Source organism: Klebsiella quasivariicola, from assembly GCF_002269255.1.
Lineage (GTDB): Bacteria > Pseudomonadota > Gammaproteobacteria > Enterobacterales > Enterobacteriaceae > Klebsiella > Klebsiella quasivariicola.
This window is the reverse complement of record NZ_CP022823.1, coordinates 1,309,265-1,321,774: the sequence shown is the minus strand read 5'-3', so window position 1 is coordinate 1,321,774 and position 12,510 is coordinate 1,309,265. Positions and strand designations below refer to the sequence as shown.

The window sequence follows — 12,510 nt, the reverse complement described above, 5'->3', positions numbered from 1 at the left end:
GAATTTGACGGAAGCGTGAATGACAGTATTACACCGTCTTTTATTGACTGTATTTTTTCTCATCACGGTATCTCCTGTTTTTGCTGCCGGACCATCAGAACATGTTCGCGCTATCGTATCCGGGATCGTGACCTACACCCGTTGGCCGTCATTAACAGGGGCGCCGAAGCTATGCATTTTTGCCTCATCACGCTTCACTCATAGCCTGGCACATGAAGATCCTGATGCTTTGCCCTATCAACCGGTGATAGTACGTAATAGTGAAGAAGCGTTAAAAACGACCTGCGATGGTTTTTATTTTGGCAGTGAATCACCGGTCCAACAGTCGGAATTAACCCGCCGTTATGGCCCGAAGCCGCTGTTACTTATCGCAGAACAAAATACGGAATGCTCAACTGGTAGCGCGTTTTGCCTGATCATCAACGACGACAGGGTCCGCTTCTCCGTTAATCTGGACGTTCTGACGCACAGTGGCGTCCGGGTCAACCCGGACGTCCTGATGCTTGCCCGGAAGAAACCACATGAATAAGGACTTTTCACAGACTCCGCGCCCGACATTTAAACGCGCGCTCCGTCGCATTAGCGTGATAAGCGTGGTGATCTCCATGACGCTGGTCTGGCTGTTGTTGAGCACGGCCTCTATTTTCACGCTCAAACAGTACGCGCAGAAAAACCTTGAGCTCACTGCCGCCACCCTGGGCCGCAGCCTCGAAGCAGCCCTGGTGTTTGGCGACAGCGCGGCGGCTGAAGAGACCCTCGCCTCGCTGGGGAAACAAGGTCAGATTTCCCAGGCCATTGTGCTCAACGGTCAGAAACAGCATTTTGCCGCCTGGCGCCACCAACCGCTGGCGAATAAAGAGCAAGTGAGCGGCCTTGTCAGTAAATGGCTGTTCCCGGAGCCCACGGTACAGCCTATCTGGCATCAGGGAAAACAAATTGGCGAACTGCAGCTAACGGCTCTCGATAAGCTAATCAGCCACTTTCTCGGTATCTCGATTCTGGTCCTGACCGGCAGCATCCTGCTCGCTTCGTTTATCGCCCTGCTGCTGACCCACTCCCTGCACCGGGGGATCGTTGCCGCGCTGCAGAGCATCACCGAGGTTGTGCACGATATTCGCGAAAACCGTCACTTCTCACGTCGGGTGCCTGAGGAACGCATTGAGGAGTTCCATCTTTTCGCCCAGGACTTTAACAGCCTGTTGGGGGAGATGGAGGACTGGCAGCGTCAGTTGCAGGCCAAAAACGCCCAGCTGTTACGCAGCTCGCTACATGATCCGCTGACCGGTCTGGCTAATCGCGCGGCCTTTCGCAATGCGCTCGCCGAACTGATGAAGAACGAGGTGGGCCATCAAACCTCGGCGTTACTGTTTCTCGATGGCGATAACTTCAAGCTGATCAATGACAACTGGGGACACGCGGCGGGGGATCAAGTGCTGACGGAAGTTGCCAGCCGCCTGATGGCCTTCGCTGGCAAACGCCATCTGGCCTGGCGTCTCGGCGGCGATGAGTTTGCCGTTCTGTTGCGCGAGGTGCACTCTGAAGCGGAAGTACAGACGCTGTGCCAGATGCTGTCACAGCAGTTTCTTCCGCCATTCAACCTGCACAATGGCCACACCGCTACGCTCTCGCTAAGCGTCGGCTACGCGCTGGCATGGGAGCACGCCACCGCGGAATCACTGCAAGAACTTGCCGATAAGAATATGTATCGGATGAAAAACCAACGTATACAGCAGACGCTGAAATAATAAAGGACTCATTATGCTCAGAAAATATTTCGCGCCCGCCCTGATAGCGGCGGCGCTTCTGACAGGTTGCCAGGCCCCCCAGGGGAAATTTACCCCAGAGCAAATGGCGGCGATGAAATCTTATGGCTTCACTGAAAGCAATGGCGACTGGTCACTGGGCTTATCCGATAGCATCCTGTTTGACAAGAATGACTACCGACTACGTCCCGACAGCCGTCAGCAAATCACCAATATGGCCTCCAGACTCGCGGCGACCGGGATCACCCATAGCCGCCTTGAAGGCCACACCGATAATTATGGTGAGGATAGCTATAATGAAGCCCTTTCGCTTAAGCGCGCCAACAGCGTGGCCGATGCCTGGGCGGAAGGCGCCCACATCCCGCGCAGTAATTTAGTTACCCGCGGCCTTGGCAAAAAATACCCGATTGCCAGCAATGACACGGCGGCCGGACGCGCTGAAAACCGCCGGGTGACAGTGGTCATCAGCACGCCATAGGCCTCAGCTTATTCGTTGAACTTCACCGCCTTCATTGCCGTTGCCGTGCGCCAGCGCAGGTAGTCAACGGCAATGAACAGCAACAGGCTCGCCCCCATCAGCGGCATGGCCAATCCGAGGACTAACGTCAGCCCCAGCATCAGGCTGCGCGCAGGCCAGGCGAGCGACAGCCACGCCTGCAGCAGCGAATGTGCCGGATTCCAGACGGCCTGAGGCGGACGGCGGATCCACCATAGCCTGTACCCCACCCCGATGGTAATGCACAACGCGCAGCCGAACCCCACCAGCAGCAGCTGATTTGCCAGGCCAAAGAGGATCCCCATATGGAAATCGACGCCCCAGCGGGTAAGCTTCGCCATCAGCGGAAAGTCGGCGAAATGGGTGCGATCCACCACCCGCATCGTGGCGCCATCGATCGCCACCGCGTCCACCTGCGTCGGCCAGCGGCGGTCGATCTCACTCACCGTCCAGGCGCGTTCGTCAGACACTGGCGGACGGATCTCCAGTCGGCTGGCGCTCAGACCCGCCTGACGAGCCACCGCCAGTGCCTGGTCAAACTGCGCTGGCTGCAGCGTTGCCCGATGCTGGGCCATGACCATCGCATCCATATGATGCCCGGCGTGGGGATCGTGATTCATCGATTGTGCAGCATGCAACTGGGTATTGACCTGCGGCGTCAGCCAGCCAAAAGCCGCCCGCATTTTATCCACATTGCTACCGGCCCATTGCGACCAGGTCAGCCCGGTGGCAGAGAAGAGCAACATGCCCAGCAGTAAGCTCCAGCCCAGGATCACATGCAGCCGGCGATGGTTCTGCAGGGCGTTATTGAGCCGCCGTTTCGGACGCGTCATCGCCCACAGGGCTATTCCTCCCAGCGCGGCCACCCACATCCAGGAGGCGGCCAGTTCGCTGTAGAGCCGCCCGTTGTCGCCCAGCAGCAGCGAACGATGCGCATAATCAATCCACTGGCGCAGCGGCAGGATGCCGCTGGTACCGTAGACCGTCATATCGCCCTTCACCCGCAGCGAGATTGGATCGACAAAAATGGCTCGGGATTCCGACTCTCCGAGACCCGGATCGGCAAACATAATGCGCGTAGTCTCCCCCATCGCAGGTGCCGGACGCACCGCCAGCAACCGCAGGTTTCCCTGGGTCGCCTCTTCCGCCACCGCGATCTGGGCGCTGAGCGGCTGCGGGATCCCATCGGATAGGCCATGCAGCGCATCGTGATAGATCCAGTTTTCCAGCTGCGGCGTCGCCACGTACAGCGTGCCGGTCAGGGCAGCGACAAAGATAAACGGTCCGATAAACAGTCCGATATAGAAATGGAGGCGACGCAGCAGGTTTAACCATGCCGCGCGCGAGGTGCAGGTTGTCATACTCTTCCTTTTTTAAAGCAAAAGAGGTTGTTGCGCAGTGCGCAGTTTGATTTTTATTAAAGGGGAAAAGCAGACAGCCGCGGCGGGGCACGGGTTTCAGGATAGAGCCAGGAAAAGTAGCGCCAGTGCTTTAATACCGGGTGAGAAGCCGGCAGGCGAATGCGCCGCAGGAGCATGGCGACGAACAGCGCCAGCGCGAAAAGGAGCCCCGGGACATGGGCCAACAGCACGCAGTAGCCACACGCTTCGGCATGGTCCAGCGGCAGTGCGTGTCCGGTATGCGTAGCGCTGTCTGCGCTGTGCGTCATCGCCATCTCGTGGTCGGGCATTTGCGCCATGCTCGCGGACGAGCTGTCCATCATCATGGCGTGATGCATGCCGGGCATCGCGCTCATGGGGTCTTTTTGCAGGGAGATGGAGATCAGGGGGGCCACGACGATCAGCAGGATCGCCAACAGCGCCAGCCATGCGGCTCGCCGTTTAGGTGTCGTTTGCTGAAAACTATTGCTGGCCACCGCCCCTCCGAAATGAGGGTTTATTGTAAATGATTTACATCACGATGGTTACAACAAAGATAAAAAAAGGGCCAGCCCTCTGGCCAGCCCTTTCTGTCAGGATGTCGCGAAAGCGAATCTTAGTTAAGACGCTCCTATTAACACCACCCAACAAACAAACACTTACCATATAAAACAATTAGTTAATGTAATTTTTAATGCAGCGAATTGCAGTGTTATGCAAGCTCTGCCGCCACATTGTCGCCAACATATAGCGACAACGGATTAAGGGTAACAGCTTGCTCAAGATGGTCAGGCGCAAAGTGTGCATACTTCATTGTTTCTCGAATGTTGGCATGTCCGAGTATTTTCTGCAGCACCAGTATATTTCCACCGTTCATCATAAAATGCGCACCAAAGGTATGACGCAAAACATGAGTCTTCTGCCCTTCCGTCAGCTCAATGTTCGTAAGCCTGAGCATCTTCTTAAAGTCTTGATAGCAGGGTTTGAACATTCTCCCCTGACGTTCAGACAACTCGTCGTAGAGCCATTTAGGAATCGGAACCGTGCGATTCTTCTTACCTTTGGTTTTGGTGAAAGTCAGCTTGCATGGGGAAAGTTGGGGACGTGTAAGTCTCTCGGCTTCTCCCCATCGTGCGCCGGTAGCCAAGCAAACCTTAACAATCATCGTAAGATTTTCTTTGCCATATTGTTCACAGGCTCGGAACAGCTCCGGGAGCTGAGACAAAGTTAGCCAGGACATTTCTTTCTCAGCTTCTTTGAATACGCGAATCCCGTCCAGTGGATTGGGTAAACTCCACTCCCCTAATCGTCGCAGTTCATTGAACACCGCTTCGAGGTATTGCTGCTCGCGATTGACAGTTATAGGCTTGGCGATCCACTTCGCCGGGTCTTTGTGATAGCCGTTGTCTATTTCGCCACGTAATCGACGGTCACGGTAATGAGCCCAATCTTTAGCGGTAAGACGAGATGCAATAGGGTCGCCCAACCCATTACATACAATTTGAAGCTTAGCTAACCGCGACTTACTGGCGACCAACGCCTGTCCATGTAAATTATGCCAAAGCTGGATAATCTCACTTAAGCGTCGGCGGTCTTCTTTCTTACCGAGCCACGGCTTATCCTCACTCTCATTTTTCGTGAATGCCTCGAATGCCTCGGCCTCGCCTTTGGTATTAAACTGTCGACGTATACGCCGCCCTTCCCGGCCATTTGGATAAAGCTCACAGAGCCATTTGCCATTTTTCTGCTTACTAACAGTCATTACATCACCCCGACCGAGAAGCCATTTTCTTACTTCAAATCTTTCATTGTAGTAACATGCGTGTTCGACAAAATTGTGATTTTAGACTGTTCTTCTTGTTCTTCTCCGGCCTTATCACAAGTTGCTTTTGGCTTCTCAAGCACATAACCCATAGCACTAAATTTATTGAGAATTCGAACAGATGTAGTGTTTTTCAGATACGCAGTGTTTTCCTTATGTAGCCATGCAGGGGAACAAACGCTATAAACAGCGGTATCATAAATTTCAGGCGTAATACTTGCGGCATCCAAAACAACTGTAATCACGCCATTACTATCTTTTATCGACAGTGGTTGCATTTCGTTAAAGGATTTCTTCAGTACAGATAAGTTAGAGGGTTGAGCTGCTACTGTAAAAGAAGCGAGTAAAGCCAGAGCAAAAATAGAACGTTTCATTATTGCATCATCCTTAGATATGTTTTTCCAGAGTAAATACAACAGCACCAGATGGTGTGATTTCTGATAGGTTGCATTCAAAATCAACAGACTTATTTGATAACCTGACTTTATTACCCGGCAGTCGCACAACGTCGAAAACGTCGAACGCGCCATCTATCCCGATGAGCCAACGGCCATTGCCGATTTTGCATGCTGAATTATCGACAAGCCAAGATGAGCTAACGCCATCTACAAAAACCAAATCATCAGAGTTAGCAGGAATCATTGATGGGTCAGGTTGCCAACGTCCAGCGTCTTTTAGCTCACCAGATTCAAGGCGGGATTTTTTTATCGTTAAAATGTCCGAAAAGCTAGCCTCCTTACTTTCTCGCATTTTCCCCTTTCCGGTCGCTAACCATTCCAGCGATACACCAGTATCAAGCGCGCATGTCACAACCACATCACCGGGGAAGAAATCTCGTCTTACCCAAGTGCTGATAGTGCCTGAGGAGATATCCAACAAATCCCCAAGCTCCTTTTGCATTGTAAAACCATAGGCGTCAAGGATGCGCCTTAAAACAGGTTTTCCACCACTCGCCAAAATCTCGTCATAAAGTGCTTTTCCTTTCAACGGTGACGAATCTTGCAAATTCAAATTGGAAATTTGACCAGTCAGCAGCCAGTTTAAATCAGCACCAGTATCTAATGAGCACTGAATGATGGCTTTGCCTGGAAAACTGTTTCGCTGAACCCAAGTGCTGACGCTGTTTGACGGGACGCCAAGCACTTCCGCCAAAGCCTTTTGCGTGCTGACACCATACGCCGAACTTATCCGCTCAATCACATCTTGCGTATTCAAATCTTCATCATTCATTTATCAATCACTCAAAATCGATTTACAGGAACTCATTTTCGATTTAAAGTGGCATTCATCGACCAAGATGCACACCACTGCACTACATTTCAAACAACAGGAGATAATGCGATATGTCAGATGCAAAATCAATCTCGACGCACGACTCGCAAAACTCACAAAATCAAACTGTGCTGTTAGATCCAACGCAGTTTGATGCCATCGTTACAGCAATGCTGCCAGCCCTGCAGACAATGATTCGCTCTGCTATGTCCGACACCATGACAGTGAAAGACTTTGCCGCCACCCGCGGCGTTAGCGAGCGTCTGGTCTGGCAATGGCTTGATGAGGGCATTCTTCTTAAAGCTCCGACCAAAGACTTTTCCAATAAAGAGGAAGCCGGTAAACGAAGCCGCACCCTCGTAAACGTAAAAGCTTGGCGCGACAAACTGACTCAACAAGCGATTGACTGTCGCTACATCGACCAGCGCACCGCTCTTAACTGAATTTGATTATGCAAGTTAGAGGGAACTTAACCATGTTTGATTTTCAGATTTCCAAACATCCCCACTATGACGAAGCATGCCGGGCTTTTGCGCAGCATCACAACATGGCGAAGCTGGCAGAGCGTGCGGGTATGAATGTTCAGACGTTACGTAACAAGCTCAACCCGGAACAGCCTCACCAGTTTACACCGCCTGAATTGTGGCTACTGACTGACCTGACCGAAGACTCAACCCTTGTTGATGGTTTTCTGGCGCAGATTCATTGTCTGCCATGTGTGCCGGTCAATGAACTGGCAAAAGACAAACTGCAGTCTTACGTCATGCGTGCTATGCGTGAGCTGGGCGAACTGGCGAGCGGCGCGGTCTCTGATGAGCGACTGACCTCTGCCCGTAAGCACACCATGATTGAAAGCGTTAACTCTGGTATTCGCATGTTGTCTTTGTCGGCACTGGCGCTGCATGCACGTTTGCAGACTAATCCAGCAATGACGAGTGTGGTCGATACCATGAGCGGTATTGGCGCGTCATTCGGTCTGATTTGAGGTGCTCATGCTGAAAAATGAACCGTCATTCGCATCTCTGCTCGTTAAGCAAAGTCCCGGCATGCACTTCGGCCATGGCTGGATTGCAGGTAAGGACGGCAAGCGCTGGCACCCGAGCCGCTCGCAGGCTGATTTACTGGCTGACCTGTCCACCAAAAAACAGGGGGAATCATGGCTATCGAAGCTGTTTCCGCGACTGTTCCGCTAAAAGCGGGTGAACGTCTGGCCGGTCTTAATCATGTGGCTGAATTGCGCGCGAGATATTGGGGCGATAGCTGGAAAGAGGTTGAACGTTTTGTCGATGATATGCGCGATAAACGTGACCCACAATTTGAAGAAAATAATCGGGCGCTGGCCGCTATTTTCTTTCTGGCAAAAATACCGGCGGCTCGTCATGAGCTCGAATTAAGTGAGCTGACTACTGACGAGAAAAAAGCGCTTATTACAGCGATGAATCATTTTCGTGCAGTAGTGAGCTTATTTCCCAAACGGCTAACGATGCCGAATTAATCCAAACAGAAATTTAATGGCGTAAACCCGCCGGGCTTCTTATTGCCCGAAATTAGGAGAGTTAATTATGCGTAATACCGAATCCCGTAGTTTTAGCACTGATAGTGATGCGCTGGCTGTACTACTGACAGATGCCAAAAAAGAAGAACGTAAAGACCGTGCGCTCGCAGTATCAATCCGCCTTGAGGCGCTGGCTATCCATATCACCAAAGAGGGAATGAGCGGCACCGAAGCGGCCGAACTGCTGCGCCGTGAAGCCACCCGCTTTGAGAATGAATCACAGGAGCTGCACTAATGGCCGACGCAATGGATTTAGCACAACAGCGTGAGCAGGAAGACCGCGAGCGCCACATCAACAACGCGCGCAGCCGTATCGCTGCGCCTTCTCGTTTCCTCTGCGAAGAATGCGACGCACCAATCCCGGAAGCTCGCCGCATTGCGATACCGGGCGTGGCCTTTTGCGTGACCTGTCAGCAAATAGCAGAGCTCAAATCTAAACATTACAGGGGCGTTTAAATGAGTATTCGTATCGAAGTTGGCGACAAATGGGTTATTACCAGCGACCAATATCAATTCATCCTGAATGAAAAGAAAGTCGTTAAGTCAGGTAAAAAAGCTGGTGAGGAATGGCTCGACACCATCGGTTATTACCCGAAGATTAACCAGCTTATTTCCGGGCTGATTCATCATCATATTCAGCAGTCATCAATTACCACGCTTGACGCAATGGCATCTGAAATTGAGCGTATCGGAGAAATGTGCGCCTCCTCTATCAAGGCGGCGGCATGAGAAAAACACATCAACTAAAAATTCGGCCTGAGTTTTTTCAAGCTGTAATCAATGGAACGAAAAAAGCTGAGTTTCGTCTAGCTGACCGCGCTTTTGCTGCAGGGGATTTACTTTGCTTAAACGAGTATGGCCCCTGCGAGTATGACCCGCAAAAGGTCGGTTTTACTGGCGCTTTTGTCTACGTGCTAGTGACTCATGTAACTGACCTTAACGAGTGGGCTCCTGGCTATGTGATGCTAAGCATACAGCGTAGGCAAGTGGAGGAGCTATGCGGGTAAGCGTTAATTATGCTTACCCGTGGAACGCTCCACGGTCGGCAATAGCCAGCCCATACCTTACCTATGACCAACAGTATCGCCGCGACCGTATGTTCGCGGCTTTGCTGCATGCGAGAAAAGTGCTTTCTCTCCAGCCCGAGTGCGTGCGCTTTGATGTTTATCGCACCGCTGCGGTGCTGGAGCAAAATCAGGGCAGTCAACGAGCCAATGCCTTTTTAATCAGCTTCTGCAAAAAGGCATTACCACGTCTTGAACTGGTCGCAAAAAAATACGAGTGCGCGGGTATCAACAGCAATGTATCAGCCGCTGTTTTCGGTGGTCATTTTGATACCCAGCTTATGCAATATCTGGCGTCACGCATGGTTAATATGGTCGCCAGATATAACCGCCTCCCGGATATGTCGCGCGCCGATATTGACATGTTGGCCGCTGATATTGCTAATTTCATTCGTGCTGAACTGGCTGACATTGATGACACCGGATTTAGCGAGCTCAAAACGCTGTACACCTGGTACATGCGGGCTGGTTTTATTTCCCTGCAATTCAACGTTACCCCGCCGCATTGGGAGCGGGTGACAAAGAAATATGTCGGTGAGGATGAAATCGCCCCTGCTATCACCCGCATGTTTAATGATGTTTGGTGGCGTGGCCGCTTGCGACGCATTGCGGCTGCATGGCGCGAACATCTGCAAATCGCAGTCGGTAATGTCAGCAAAAAACGACACGCATACGCGAGTAAAAACTGCGTGACCGACTGGCGCGAGCAGAAGCGCCGCACGCGTGAATTTCTCAAGGGGCTGGATCTCGAAGACGAAGACGGCAACCGCATCAGCCTGATTGAAAAATACGATGGCTCGGTCGCTAACCCTGCGATACGTCGCTGCGAGCTGATGACCCGCATCCGTGGGTTTGAAAATATCTGCAATGAGCTCGGTTATGTCGGTGAGTTTTATACCCTGACCGCGCCGTCAAAATATCACGCTACAACTAAGGCGGGTTACCGTAACACCAAATGGAAAGGAGCCAGCCCGTCGGACACGCAGAGTTATCTCACCGGCCTTTGGGCGCGCATTCGTGCCAAGTTACATCGGGAAGAAATCCGCATTTTCGGCATCCGTGTTGCCGAACCTCATCACGACGGAACGCCACACTGGCACATGCTTATGTTCATGTTGCCGGAAGACGTCGAGCGCGTGCGCCTCATCATCCGTGATTATGCGTGGGAGGAAGACCGCCACGAACTGAGAAGCGATAAAGCCAAAAAAGCGCGCTTTCATGCCGAGGCCATTGACCCGGAAAAAGGCAGCGCTACCGGCTATGTTGCTAAATACATTTCGAAAAATATCGACGGCTATGCTCTTGATGGTGAAACCGATGACGAAAGCGGTGAGCTGCTGAAAGAGACAGCCCCCGCTGTATCAGCATGGGCGGCGCGCTGGCACATCCGTCAATTCCAGTTTATAGGCGGCGCGCCGGTGACGGTCTACCGTGAATTGCGTCGTCTCGCCGATACCGAGACCGCGCACGGTCTGAGCGTTGAATTTGCCGCCGTCCATGATGCCGCTGACGCCGGTGACTGGGCTGGTTACGTTAATGCACAGGGTGGCCCGTTTGTCCGTCGCGATGATTTGCAGGTGCGCACGCTGTATGAACCGCGCGCCGAGTTTAACCAGTATGGTGAGGAAACCGTCTGCATCCGTGGCGTGTACGATTCTGCTGTCGGTGCTGGTACCCCGATTTTAACCCGGCTAACGCAGTGGAAAATTGTGCCGAAGCGTGCCGTTGATTTGGCCGTTGACGTTAAGGGCGCTCCTGCGCCCTCTCGGAGTTCTGTCAATAACTGTACGGGAAGCGAAAGCGATCCACCGATACTGGATTTAACAAAACCTCTGAGTCGGCGTGAAAGACGAGAATTGACCAACCGACTCAGGAAGCAAAAGCCAGCAACACGGCGAAAATTCATCCACGGAACGGATGAGCAAAACGCAGCTATAGCGAAAACTATCGACGAGATACATCTGACAACCGGCATTAATATCAGCCGGGGCGAAGCCCTGCACCTGATGGCCGGTGGTAAAAGTTGTTTTGATGGCAAATGGCTACGCGGAACAGCCAAAGGAGAAATTTTTTCCACAGCGCCATCGTATGAGGCAAAAGCCAGGAAAATCCTTAATCGTGTTGCTGCGATGGCTGAAGCATCAAAACCAATACATGAGTAATTCATATCCATATCATGTACATACGGCAATCGCCCTATTCGTTTTTTTTCTTCCCATCTTTTGCCAATACGTGCTACTGTATAAATATACAGTAACCCTATGGGAGGGATTTCATGGTTGGCGAACATTTCAGCCGAACGCAGCAAAAGTGGGCTTGTGTGCAATTTATTGCCGAGGTATCTCTGATTGCAAACTGCAAGCCATCAGACTTAAAGCTCGCGCTCACTCTCATTGCAGACCTAGCAAACAGCGAAAATAACGAAACCGAAGATGATATTTTTTATAAGGCTGATTAGATTATGAGAATCAATATCACGTTGGATAAAGAGCAAAAAATTAGTCAGGCAACGTTGGATGCGCTTGAGGCTGAGCTGTACCGTAATCTTCAACCTATTTACCCAAAAACCGCTATCCGCATTCGCAAAGGCTCCGCAAATGGCGTTGAGCTAAGTGGTTTGAAACTGGACGAAGATAAAAAACGAGTAATGGAAATCATGCAGCAGGTATGGGAGGACGATAGCTGGTTGCATTAACAAACGCCGCCGGTGCTGAAACTTGTTTTCAGTGCTGGCGGGGTTGAACAACGAGCCCCGCGAGGCGTTAGCCTGCCCCGTAGAGACCGCCCCAACCGGCACGATTAAAGCCGGTTTTTTTATGCCATTTTTCCGCGATTTCCCCGCTTTTTAGCCGTGCATGCAATAGGTGCATGGTTTTGCATGCGTCGTGGTTGCCCGTTCTGGCCGTGCGCCGCCAGAGCTGGCGCGGATCCAGAGTGGTCATGCAACTGCATTAAAACCGGCCCATAAAGCGGGCAGGCGTGGCGGGGAAAGCATTGCGCGCCAGCGGTGGTGCGTAATAATAAAAATTATCGTCTGAGCGCGTCGTGATGGCGCTGTCGTGGTTGCTGTCGGTTCGTTGGTGCTCTGGTGTGGTCGTGCGCGCGTGGCGCGTCTGAGGCGTGATGGTGGCGGGGTGTGAAAAAGCCGCCATGCTGGCG

Annotated in this window: 21 protein-coding genes; 14 read left to right on the top strand and 7 right to left on the bottom strand. The window is 52.1% G+C overall.

The genetic code is table 11. From position 1 onward, the window contains the following. Positions 1 to 19: 19 nt before the first annotated feature. Genes B8P98_RS06760 through B8P98_RS06750 form a run of 3 tightly spaced genes read left to right on the top strand, consistent with a single transcriptional unit; the run spans position 20 to position 2,241 of the window. On the top strand, positions 20 to 529 hold the full coding sequence (locus tag B8P98_RS06760; RefSeq protein ID WP_042929424.1) for a YfiR family protein: 510 nt from the start codon (positions 20 to 22) through the stop codon (positions 527 to 529). Next, the gene (gene dgcN / locus B8P98_RS06755) at positions 522 to 1,745 is read left to right on the top strand and encodes a diguanylate cyclase DgcN (RefSeq protein ID WP_080897733.1); all 1,224 of its coding nucleotides are present in this window, start codon (positions 522 to 524) and stop codon (positions 1,743 to 1,745) included. The genes B8P98_RS06760 and dgcN overlap by 8 nt, the downstream gene beginning before the upstream one ends. A 13-nt stretch (positions 1,746 to 1,758) precedes the next feature. Continuing rightward, positions 1,759 to 2,241 carry an OmpA family protein gene (locus B8P98_RS06750; protein ID WP_025712657.1) on the top strand — a complete coding sequence of 161 codons (483 nt, stop codon included), beginning with the start codon at positions 1,759 to 1,761 and terminating at the stop codon, positions 2,239 to 2,241. 8 nt (positions 2,242 to 2,249) lie between these two features. Here B8P98_RS06750 and B8P98_RS06745 read toward each other — a convergent pair whose 3' ends face one another. The 5 genes from B8P98_RS06745 to B8P98_RS06725 form a co-directional block, all read right to left on the bottom strand. Beyond that, a complete protein-coding gene (locus B8P98_RS06745) occupies positions 2,250 to 3,620 on the bottom strand; it encodes a PepSY-associated TM helix domain-containing protein (RefSeq protein WP_080897732.1) in 1,371 nt (456 codons plus the stop codon). Between the two features lie 56 nt (positions 3,621 to 3,676). After that, the gene (locus B8P98_RS06740; RefSeq protein WP_080897731.1) at positions 3,677 to 4,135 is read right to left on the bottom strand and encodes a DUF2946 domain-containing protein; all 459 of its coding nucleotides are present in this window, start codon (positions 4,133 to 4,135) and stop codon (positions 3,677 to 3,679) included. A gap of 215 nt (positions 4,136 to 4,350) precedes the next feature. Then, on the bottom strand, positions 4,351 to 5,400 hold the full coding sequence (locus B8P98_RS06735; protein ID WP_095032852.1) for a site-specific integrase: 1,050 nt from the start codon (positions 5,398 to 5,400) through the stop codon (positions 4,351 to 4,353). Positions 5,401 to 5,429: 29 nt separating this feature from the next. Further along, on the bottom strand, positions 5,430 to 5,834 hold the full coding sequence (locus B8P98_RS06730; protein WP_095032851.1) for a hypothetical protein: 405 nt from the start codon (positions 5,832 to 5,834) through the stop codon (positions 5,430 to 5,432). Between the two features lie 13 nt (positions 5,835 to 5,847). Then, positions 5,848 to 6,690 (bottom strand): phage repressor protein CI, encoded by an 843-nt coding sequence (locus B8P98_RS06725; protein WP_000997319.1) that lies wholly within the window; start codon positions 6,688 to 6,690, stop codon positions 5,848 to 5,850. Between the two features lie 113 nt (positions 6,691 to 6,803). On the opposite strand from B8P98_RS06725, the gene B8P98_RS06720 reads away from it, so the two are divergent. The 11 genes from B8P98_RS06720 (at position 6,804) to B8P98_RS06670 (ending at position 12,046) form a co-directional block, all read left to right on the top strand. Further along, positions 6,804 to 7,175 carry a hypothetical protein gene (locus tag B8P98_RS06720; RefSeq protein ID WP_023333086.1) on the top strand — a complete coding sequence of 124 codons (372 nt, stop codon included), beginning with the start codon at positions 6,804 to 6,806 and terminating at the stop codon, positions 7,173 to 7,175. A 32-nt stretch (positions 7,176 to 7,207) separates the two neighbouring features. Beyond that, positions 7,208 to 7,717, top strand: a complete 510-nt coding sequence (locus tag B8P98_RS06715; protein ID WP_095032850.1) for a phage regulatory CII family protein — start codon at positions 7,208 to 7,210, stop codon at positions 7,715 to 7,717. A 7-nt stretch (positions 7,718 to 7,724) separates the two neighbouring features. Beyond that, a complete protein-coding gene (locus B8P98_RS06710; RefSeq protein WP_095033614.1) occupies positions 7,725 to 7,925 on the top strand; it encodes a phage filamentation protein Fil family protein in 201 nt (66 codons plus the stop codon). Then, positions 7,889 to 8,227 (top strand): DUF5347 domain-containing protein, encoded by a 339-nt coding sequence (locus tag B8P98_RS06705; protein ID WP_000963463.1) that lies wholly within the window; start codon positions 7,889 to 7,891, stop codon positions 8,225 to 8,227. Before B8P98_RS06710 ends, B8P98_RS06705 begins: the two co-directional genes overlap by 37 nt. Positions 8,228 to 8,294: 67 nt before the next feature. Then, a complete protein-coding gene (locus B8P98_RS06700; RefSeq protein ID WP_094963280.1) occupies positions 8,295 to 8,522 on the top strand; it encodes a DUF2732 domain-containing protein in 228 nt (75 codons plus the stop codon). Beyond that, the gene (locus tag B8P98_RS06695; protein ID WP_001630873.1) at positions 8,522 to 8,743 is read left to right on the top strand and encodes a TraR/DksA family transcriptional regulator; all 222 of its coding nucleotides are present in this window, start codon (positions 8,522 to 8,524) and stop codon (positions 8,741 to 8,743) included. The genes B8P98_RS06700 and B8P98_RS06695 overlap by 1 nt, the downstream gene beginning before the upstream one ends. Beyond that, on the top strand, positions 8,744 to 9,016 hold the full coding sequence (locus tag B8P98_RS06690; protein WP_095032849.1) for a DUF5405 family protein: 273 nt from the start codon (positions 8,744 to 8,746) through the stop codon (positions 9,014 to 9,016). After that, positions 9,013 to 9,294 (top strand): DUF3850 domain-containing protein, encoded by a 282-nt coding sequence (locus tag B8P98_RS06685; RefSeq protein ID WP_095032848.1) that lies wholly within the window; start codon positions 9,013 to 9,015, stop codon positions 9,292 to 9,294. Before B8P98_RS06690 ends, B8P98_RS06685 begins: the two co-directional genes overlap by 4 nt. Before the next feature lie 143 nt (positions 9,295 to 9,437). After that, positions 9,438 to 11,513, top strand: a complete 2,076-nt coding sequence (locus tag B8P98_RS06680; protein ID WP_167382688.1) for a replication endonuclease — start codon at positions 9,438 to 9,440, stop codon at positions 11,511 to 11,513. A gap of 113 nt (positions 11,514 to 11,626) precedes the next feature. After that, on the top strand, positions 11,627 to 11,809 hold the full coding sequence (locus B8P98_RS06675; RefSeq protein WP_000232650.1) for a hypothetical protein: 183 nt from the start codon (positions 11,627 to 11,629) through the stop codon (positions 11,807 to 11,809). Positions 11,810 to 11,812: 3 nt separating this feature from the next. Then, positions 11,813 to 12,046: a DinI family protein gene (locus B8P98_RS06670; RefSeq protein ID WP_001222154.1), complete on the top strand. Its 234-nt coding sequence runs from the start codon at positions 11,813 to 11,815 to the stop codon at positions 12,044 to 12,046. 67 nt (positions 12,047 to 12,113) lie between these two features. Here B8P98_RS06670 and B8P98_RS30380 read toward each other — a convergent pair whose 3' ends face one another. After that, positions 12,114 to 12,293 carry a hypothetical protein gene (locus B8P98_RS30380; protein WP_052946309.1) on the bottom strand — a complete coding sequence of 60 codons (180 nt, stop codon included), beginning with the start codon at positions 12,291 to 12,293 and terminating at the stop codon, positions 12,114 to 12,116. Positions 12,294 to 12,302: 9 nt separating this feature from the next. Further along, a complete protein-coding gene (locus B8P98_RS06660) occupies positions 12,303 to 12,503 on the bottom strand; it encodes a hypothetical protein (RefSeq protein ID WP_095032846.1) in 201 nt (66 codons plus the stop codon). Between the last annotated feature and the right edge of the window lie 7 nt (positions 12,504 to 12,510).

Coding starts and splice junctions, on each gene's coding strand:
- B8P98_RS06760 (WP_042929424.1), top strand. CDS start 20: ATGACAGTATTACACCGTCTTTTATTGACTGTATTTTTTCTCATCACG.
- dgcN (WP_080897733.1), top strand. CDS start 522: ATGAATAAGGACTTTTCACAGACTCCGCGCCCGACATTTAAACGCGCG.
- B8P98_RS06750 (WP_025712657.1), top strand. CDS start 1,759: ATGCTCAGAAAATATTTCGCGCCCGCCCTGATAGCGGCGGCGCTTCTG.
- B8P98_RS06745 (WP_080897732.1), bottom strand. CDS start 3,620: ATGACAACCTGCACCTCGCGCGCGGCATGGTTAAACCTGCTGCGTCGC.
- B8P98_RS06735 (WP_095032852.1), bottom strand. CDS start 5,400: ATGACTGTTAGTAAGCAGAAAAATGGCAAATGGCTCTGTGAGCTTTAT.
- B8P98_RS06730 (WP_095032851.1), bottom strand. CDS start 5,834: ATGAAACGTTCTATTTTTGCTCTGGCTTTACTCGCTTCTTTTACAGTA.
- B8P98_RS06725 (WP_000997319.1), bottom strand. CDS start 6,690: ATGAATGATGAAGATTTGAATACGCAAGATGTGATTGAGCGGATAAGT.
- B8P98_RS06720 (WP_023333086.1), top strand. CDS start 6,804: ATGTCAGATGCAAAATCAATCTCGACGCACGACTCGCAAAACTCACAA.
- B8P98_RS06715 (WP_095032850.1), top strand. CDS start 7,208: ATGTTTGATTTTCAGATTTCCAAACATCCCCACTATGACGAAGCATGC.
- B8P98_RS06710 (WP_095033614.1), top strand. CDS start 7,725: ATGCTGAAAAATGAACCGTCATTCGCATCTCTGCTCGTTAAGCAAAGT.
- B8P98_RS06705 (WP_000963463.1), top strand. CDS start 7,889: ATGGCTATCGAAGCTGTTTCCGCGACTGTTCCGCTAAAAGCGGGTGAA.
- B8P98_RS06700 (WP_094963280.1), top strand. CDS start 8,295: ATGCGTAATACCGAATCCCGTAGTTTTAGCACTGATAGTGATGCGCTG.
- B8P98_RS06695 (WP_001630873.1), top strand. CDS start 8,522: ATGGCCGACGCAATGGATTTAGCACAACAGCGTGAGCAGGAAGACCGC.
- B8P98_RS06690 (WP_095032849.1), top strand. CDS start 8,744: ATGAGTATTCGTATCGAAGTTGGCGACAAATGGGTTATTACCAGCGAC.
- B8P98_RS06685 (WP_095032848.1), top strand. CDS start 9,013: ATGAGAAAAACACATCAACTAAAAATTCGGCCTGAGTTTTTTCAAGCT.
- B8P98_RS06675 (WP_000232650.1), top strand. CDS start 11,627: ATGGTTGGCGAACATTTCAGCCGAACGCAGCAAAAGTGGGCTTGTGTG.
- B8P98_RS06670 (WP_001222154.1), top strand. CDS start 11,813: ATGAGAATCAATATCACGTTGGATAAAGAGCAAAAAATTAGTCAGGCA.
- B8P98_RS30380 (WP_052946309.1), bottom strand. CDS start 12,293: ATGACCACTCTGGATCCGCGCCAGCTCTGGCGGCGCACGGCCAGAACG.
- B8P98_RS06660 (WP_095032846.1), bottom strand. CDS start 12,503: ATGGCGGCTTTTTCACACCCCGCCACCATCACGCCTCAGACGCGCCAC.